Below are 536 nucleotides of genomic sequence, written 5' to 3'. Positions count from 1 at the left end.
AGGGTGAATTTATTGCCGGCCCCCGGCGTCAGTTTTCCGCCATGTTGTGTAAATGCGCTATTTTCCTGCCATTTGACGGTATCGTTGGCGTTAGTGGTTGCAGCAAGATCCTGTGCTTCATGGCTATAGCCCACAAGGGTGTGGGGTAAAGAAAGTTGCAGGCGGGACTGTTTTTGGTGATCAAGGACGATGTTGTTATTTCTCTCCACCAAATCATAACGGCTGCCCGCTAATGTCCGCATAGACGCGACGTTTTCCGGCGATAGCTGTAGGTGGAAAGGTACGCCAAATTTATAATTTAAATTGGCCAGAAGCTGGGCTTCGCTGTAACCCCTTTCCCCTTGTTTATAATCCACCCCCATGGTGAACAGCGGAATGGGGGTGTAAGTGACGCCGACTTTAGCCAGACTCGGGTTTTTCTGTCTGGTGTCACGGTTGAACAGGGTGACGTTATCACCAAAATATTGCTCATAGGACAGTTTCCCGCCCAGATTAGGGTAGGCCGGCAGGAAAAATTCACCATTGATGTCATAACC

Annotated in this window: 1 protein-coding gene; it reads right to left on the bottom strand. The window is 49.4% G+C overall.

Annotated elements, in window-relative coordinates; genetic code table 11:
* Positions 1 to 536 (bottom strand): inverse autotransporter beta domain-containing protein (locus tag FE394_RS19470; protein ID WP_319927962.1); only part of this gene is annotated, 536 nt, incomplete at both ends.

This window comes from Xenorhabdus littoralis (assembly GCF_033949345.1).
In the GTDB taxonomy this organism is placed as follows: Bacteria; Pseudomonadota; Gammaproteobacteria; order Enterobacterales; family Enterobacteriaceae; genus Xenorhabdus; species Xenorhabdus littoralis.
The sequence above is the reverse complement of the archived record's forward strand: the minus strand, read 5'-3'. Positions and strand labels throughout refer to the sequence as shown.